This window comes from Micromonospora craterilacus (assembly GCF_003236315.1).
Classification (GTDB): Bacteria; Actinomycetota; Actinomycetes; order Mycobacteriales; family Micromonosporaceae; genus Micromonospora; species Micromonospora craterilacus.
This window is the reverse complement of sequence record NZ_POTY01000343.1, coordinates 1-5,103: the sequence shown is the minus strand read 5'-3', so window position 1 is coordinate 5,103 and position 5,103 is coordinate 1. Positions and strand designations below refer to the sequence as shown.

Annotated in this window: 7 protein-coding genes and 1 pseudogene; 1 reads left to right on the top strand and 7 read right to left on the bottom strand. The window is 69.0% G+C overall.

Features of this window, described 5'->3' with window-relative positions; all coding sequences use genetic code 11:
* Together C1I95_RS36745 and C1I95_RS35525 are read right to left on the bottom strand one after the other, a co-directional pair.
* Window positions 1-299, bottom strand: a 299-nt coding sequence (locus tag C1I95_RS36745; RefSeq protein ID WP_233514007.1) for an SDR family NAD(P)-dependent oxidoreductase, incomplete at its 3' end; no start/stop codon positions are given.
* A 223-nt stretch (window positions 300-522) separates the two neighbouring features.
* Window positions 523-690, bottom strand: coding sequence for a hypothetical protein (locus C1I95_RS35525; RefSeq protein WP_158566513.1), 168 nt, complete (start codon window positions 688-690; stop codon window positions 523-525).
* A gap of 293 nt (window positions 691-983) precedes the next feature.
* Between C1I95_RS35525 and C1I95_RS35015 the strand changes: the two genes are divergently transcribed.
* Complete coding sequence (locus C1I95_RS35015; RefSeq protein WP_146605920.1) at window positions 984-1,217, top strand: hypothetical protein; 234 nt, start codon at window positions 984-986, stop codon at window positions 1,215-1,217.
* Window positions 1,218-1,342: 125 nt separating this feature from the next.
* Here the strand turns inward: C1I95_RS35015 and C1I95_RS31710 are convergent, their stop codons facing one another.
* The 5 genes and pseudogenes from C1I95_RS31710 to C1I95_RS36740 form a co-directional block, all read right to left on the bottom strand.
* A complete protein-coding gene (locus C1I95_RS31710) occupies window positions 1,343-1,981 on the bottom strand; it encodes a class I SAM-dependent methyltransferase (protein ID WP_233514006.1) in 639 nt (212 codons plus the stop codon).
* 224 nt (window positions 1,982-2,205) lie between these two features.
* Complete coding sequence (locus C1I95_RS31705; protein WP_073838002.1) at window positions 2,206-2,409, bottom strand: cold-shock protein; 204 nt, start codon at window positions 2,407-2,409, stop codon at window positions 2,206-2,208.
* Window positions 2,410-2,600: 191 nt separating this feature from the next.
* Window positions 2,601-4,025, bottom strand: a complete 1,425-nt coding sequence (locus C1I95_RS31700; RefSeq protein WP_111219513.1) for a DEAD/DEAH box helicase — start codon at window positions 4,023-4,025, stop codon at window positions 2,601-2,603.
* A gap of 474 nt (window positions 4,026-4,499) precedes the next feature.
* Window positions 4,500-4,763 carry a hypothetical protein gene (locus C1I95_RS31695; RefSeq protein ID WP_199524002.1) on the bottom strand — a complete coding sequence of 88 codons (264 nt, stop codon included), beginning with the start codon at window positions 4,761-4,763 and terminating at the stop codon, window positions 4,500-4,502.
* 191 nt (window positions 4,764-4,954) lie between these two features.
* A pseudogene (locus tag C1I95_RS36740) lies at window positions 4,955-5,103 on the bottom strand (acyl-CoA desaturase); the annotation flags it as partial.

Sequence of the window (5,103 nt, the reverse complement as noted above, 5' to 3'; positions counted from 1 at the left end):
CCTTCGACATGAGGTCGGTCTTGTTCACAGACTCCTCCGCCGGGCTCTCCGGGTGTCGTGCATGCCGAGGCCGCTGTTGTGCAGGCGGGGCTGACGCCGGTCGTTGATCTCCAAAAGTTACCAGAAATGGCTGACCACTCCTCCTCGCCGGCGGCAATGTTCCGCACGGCGAGCACGATGTGGGCGCCGTGGCCGGCCAACTCGGTCGCGGTGACCAGGCCGAGGCCCGAGTTCGCGCCGGTCACGACGGCGACCCGGCCGCGCTGGTCGGGGATGCGGTCGGCGGTCCATCCGGTCATCTGCACTACGGGCCTGGGCTGGGCTGGAAGGCCGGTTCTCGTTTCGACCCGAAGCCGGGGCCTTCTGCGCCTGTAGCGACGACCGCGCCGCTAGATGACCTGGCGGCTCGGCTCCGCGAGGCCGCGACGGAGGAGACCCGACTGCGGCAACTTGTTGATTTGGCGACTGCCACTGGTTTCGAGTTCGACGACTGATCACGCGGGAGGTCACCGGAGGTCGGGTTCAGGTGATGGCGTACGCGTAGAGGTCGCCGGCGGACAGGTGGAAGCGCAGGCGGATGGGGCCGTTGCCGGTTGGCAGGGTGCTGGTTGCTTCCCAGGTGGCGGTGGCGTCGAGGTTGTCGGTGGTGATGGGCGTGGAGTCGGCGAGGGTGTAGCGGGGAATGGGCACTCCGGCTGCGTCGAGCACTTCGACGCGGAGTTGTCCGCCGGTTGGGGCGACGTTGACCGACAGTGCAGCTGTGTTCGCCTTCGAAGGCCGAGTAGTAGAGCCGTACATGGTCGCCGATCGTGAGCAGGGTGGTGCCGGTGAGTTGGTAACCCCAGTCCCAGGTGCCGGTGGTGCCGGGCTGGATCAGCTTGCCCCGCTCCGGCCGGCTCCAGGTGAGCAGGTTCTCAGAGGCGGCCAGTCCGATGTACTGGCGGCCCTTGTCGGGGCCGAGGTCGCCGGAGGGTGCGGGACTGTTGACGATGTCGAAGATCCACGGTAGGCCGAGATACTGCTCGCCGTACCGGATCGCCGGCATGCCGTACACCTCGGACCATGGGGTGGTGCCGGACCGGCCCGGGTCGGTGATGGCGGCGTCGTCGCGGATGTCGGCGGCGAACGACGGTCGTGGTGGGGTCCAGTTGACGAAGTCCGTGCTGGTGGAGACCCACACTGTTCGGGGGCCGGCCGGTACGTTCGGGGCGGAGTAGTCGGCCCCAGCGCTCCATGAAGCAGTTGGCCTGGGTAGCCAGACCCCGGCCGCCGTGCAGGCGGCGGCGAACGTCCGGGAGGTGTACTGACCGCACGGCGGCAGGGCGCTGGCAAAAGCTCCGGCTCACTCACGAGTTCGGCAGTGATGGGATTCCCGCCGCAGCCGGGTGGCCCGGCCCCGCCGGTCGTCCACCTTGTCGCGTCGTGGCTTGAGCACGCTCGTCAGGTGAAGCTGCGCGTCTTCCGGAGCGCCGCTCATCGGCACCTCGTACGAGGCCACCCGCTCTAGCCAGTCATGGGCCAGGTGGCCCCGGTCCGGATCGCCGACGAGGACACGAGCGCCCTTCGCCGCGACGCGGGCGAGGAACGGCAGCATCCGGGCCGCCACAGACGGGTGGTAGAGCGCGTCACCGGCCAACACCACATCCACGCCGTCAACGTCGCCGTCAAGCAGGTCGCTCGACGACAGGGTCAACTCGACGCCGTTGGCGTGGGCGTTGGCGTTGATTGCCGCGATCGAGTAGGGGTCGATGTCGTTGGCGGTGACCCCGGCGGCGCCGGCGATCGCCGCGGCAATAGCGACCAGTCCGGAGCCGGATGCGACGTCGAGGACATGGCGACCGGCCACGGTGTCCGGGTGATCGAGGATGTAACGCGCGAGACCCTGCCCGCCGGTCCATGCAGACGCCCAGAACGGCGGCGGGAGGACGTGGCCCGCCTCGGCTTCGAGTCGTGCCCAGAGGACGATCGCGTCCTCGGCCATGACCAGTCGTACCTCTGGCACCAGCGGCACCGGGGCCAGCCGGAGCCGGTCGATGCTGGCGGTCCCGGCCGCGTACTCGGGGGCGGACAGCGCTTGCAACACCAGCGGTTCGAGGCCGCGAAGGACCGCGGTGTCGGAACGGACCGGCATTCGCCGGTCCGTGGTCTCAGCCACCGCCGTGGCGACGGGCGAGGCCTCGTCGCCACGGCTTGGCAAAGTCAACGTCAGACCAGACGGATGTTGGCGGCCTGAAGGCCCTTCTGGCCCTGCTCGACGTCGAACTCGACCCGCTGGTTCTCTTCCAGGCTGCGGAACCCGCTCGATGAGATGGCCGAGAAGTGGGCGAAGACGTCAGCGCCGCCACCATCCTGCGCGATGAAGCCGAAGCCCTTGTCCGCGTTGAACCACTTGACTGTGCCGAATGCCATGTCTTCTCCTTTGAGTAGCGGATGGAGCCACGTACGGGCCCTCGGTTGCCGCCGCTGCTGGTCCGGAAGAACCGGCAGACCAAAAGCGCCTGGCGGGCTAGATACCCACCAGGCGCTGGCAAAGTATGGGACAAACCGAAGGCTGCAACCCGGTGAGGCTAGCACGGGCGCGCCGCGTGGTGTCTTCGCTGTCAGCGCTGACCGCGCCGGCTACCCACCCGCGTGCCGGAAGAGAACGCCGCCGCGCCCCGTGGCGCGGACGTGGTTTCCGCGGCACTCGCCCGACGACTTTCCGAGCCTCTCCCGCGCGGTGCGCTGGCGGTCGATCCGCCCGCCGCCGTGCGCGGATCCGGGCGCCGCGTGGCGCTGTGGCCTTGTCCGTGATGCGGCGCCGTCGTCGCTGTGGGAGGCGTCACGAAGCGGCGCTCGCCCGGGGCGAGTTCGGTGAGCAGCGAGTCACCGGGCCCAAGCCGGGTGATCGTCGGGTTGATGCCGGCCTGGCGGGTGAGGTCGCGCACGTCGGTGACCTGGTCGTCGGTCATCAGGGTGACGACGGTGCCGCTCGCTCCGGCACGCGCGGTCCGCCCCGAACGGTGCAGGTATGCCTTGTGCTCAGCGGGCGGGTCGGCGTGGATCACGAGAGCTACATCGTCGACGTGGATACCGCGCGCCGCGATGTCGGTCGCGACAAGCGTGCGGGCGTCGCCGGCGGAGAACGCCGCCAGATTGCGGGTGCGGGCATTCTGCGCCAGGTTGCCGTGCAGCTCCACGGCGGGCACGCCCGAGGCGACCAGTTGACCGGTCAGCTTCTTGGCGCCCCGCTTGGTGCGGGTGAATACGAGCGTTCGCCCCGGGGCTGCCGTCAGGTCGATCAGGACGGGGAGCCGGTCATCGTGACGGACCCGGAGCACGTGGTGGGTCATCGCGGCGACCGGGGACATCGCCGAGTCGACGCTGTGGGTGGCTGGGTTGGAGAGGTACCGCCGCACGAGGACGTCGACGCCCGCGTCGAGCGTCGCCGAGAACAGCAGCCGCTGGGAGCGGGGCGGTGTCTTGTCGAGGAGTCGCCGTACGACCGGCAGGAAGCCCAGGTCGGCCATGTGGTCCGCCTCGTCGAGCACCGTGACCTCGACGGCGTCGAGGATCGCGTGGCCGTTCGAAACGTGGTCGGCGAGCCGGCCGGGACAGGCGATGAGGATATCGACCCCGGCATGCAGTGCACCGACCTGTGGCCGCGCACTCACCCCACCGAAGATCGTCAGTGTCCGCAGCGACAGCGCGGTGGCCAGCGGTGCGATCGTCGCTTCGATCTGGGTCGCCAGCTCGCGAGTGGGCACCAGGATGAGCGAGCGCGGGCGGCCGGGCAGCCGCGGAGACGTGGCGGCCGAGAGCCGGGCGAGGACCGGGAGAGCGAAGGCGTATGTCTTGCCCGATCCCGTCCTGCCACGACCCAGCACGTCGCGTCCGGCGAGTGAATCCGGGAGCGTCGCGGCCTGGATCGGGAATGGCACGCTGATGCCCACCTGCTCGAGCGCGGCGACCAGGCGGCCGGGCACGCCGAGGTCGGCGAAGGAGGTGGGTGTGACAAGGGTCTTGCTGGGGCGGCGTGCCGCCATGGGAGTCTCCGAACGTGGAAGGGGTCGCCCTGCACGGCACCGACCGATTGGTCGCGGCGCGTGGTGGTCGACATCAGATGCAGGCCGTGGTCGGAAACCGGCGGACTGGTTGATCAATCTACCCGCACCCCGGCCCAGGCCGTACACGATGGCTTCTCTGGGTTAGGGTTCGATGGGCCGAGCGAAACGGATCCAACGCCCCCGAGCGGCCGGATCCGCCCCGCTCATTTTCCGCACCCCGCTCGCATGCGTGAGCGGGTGGGTCGCGCGTTGGCGCGCAAACTTGGAGCAGCTCTTGACTGATGTAACCGCACATGACTCGAATTTGTTCCGTAAAGCACCGGGAACAGATGCGCCTTTCGACCACACACCTGCCGTCGACGTAAGCTCGGCTGCGATGACCCGCCTGCGCACCCCGTTCCGTGTCGAGGATGACGCCGACCGGAAGCCGACGACCGCGCCCATCGCCGCTCGTTAGGCATCACGACGCCACGACGCCCAGCCGGCAAGGGCTACCACGCGTTCGAAGAAATCGCAGGCCAGCAGCGCGCCCGCCTGGCTGCGCAGGAAGTCGGCCCAGGTCGTGCTCTGCCGTTCCGCTGCGGGCGCAACGACGTGCTCCCGCAGGATTTCCCAGATGGTCGAGGCGGCGACCTTAATGCCCAAGGCCGCGAACTCACCGTGGATTCTGCGAACCCCTTCCAGATCGCCTTCGAAGGGCCGACTCACCCCGGCCAACGACTGACTTCCTCAACAACCAAGATCAGCCGGCGCTCGGCAGCCCGACGCTGATCAGAGGCACAGCCCGAGGCGGTCGTGCCGTCCATGCTGGGAGAACGTCCCGAAGGCAACCTCAGTTGGCCTCGATGTCCGACCCTTCATAGACCAGCACCAGTGCGGACATACGGCCACCGCAGAAGAGCGCAGCCCTAACGCGCGCGCTTCGCGTCGAGCCGTTCGGGCACTGGCCAGCGCACGTCGTGGGCCAGTCGGAGCTTCTCGAAGATCCAGATGAGTCGGGCGGCGGGGTCGAGTTGGCCGCGTAGGACTCCGTGGCGGGCTCCTGTTGGGTCGGCGT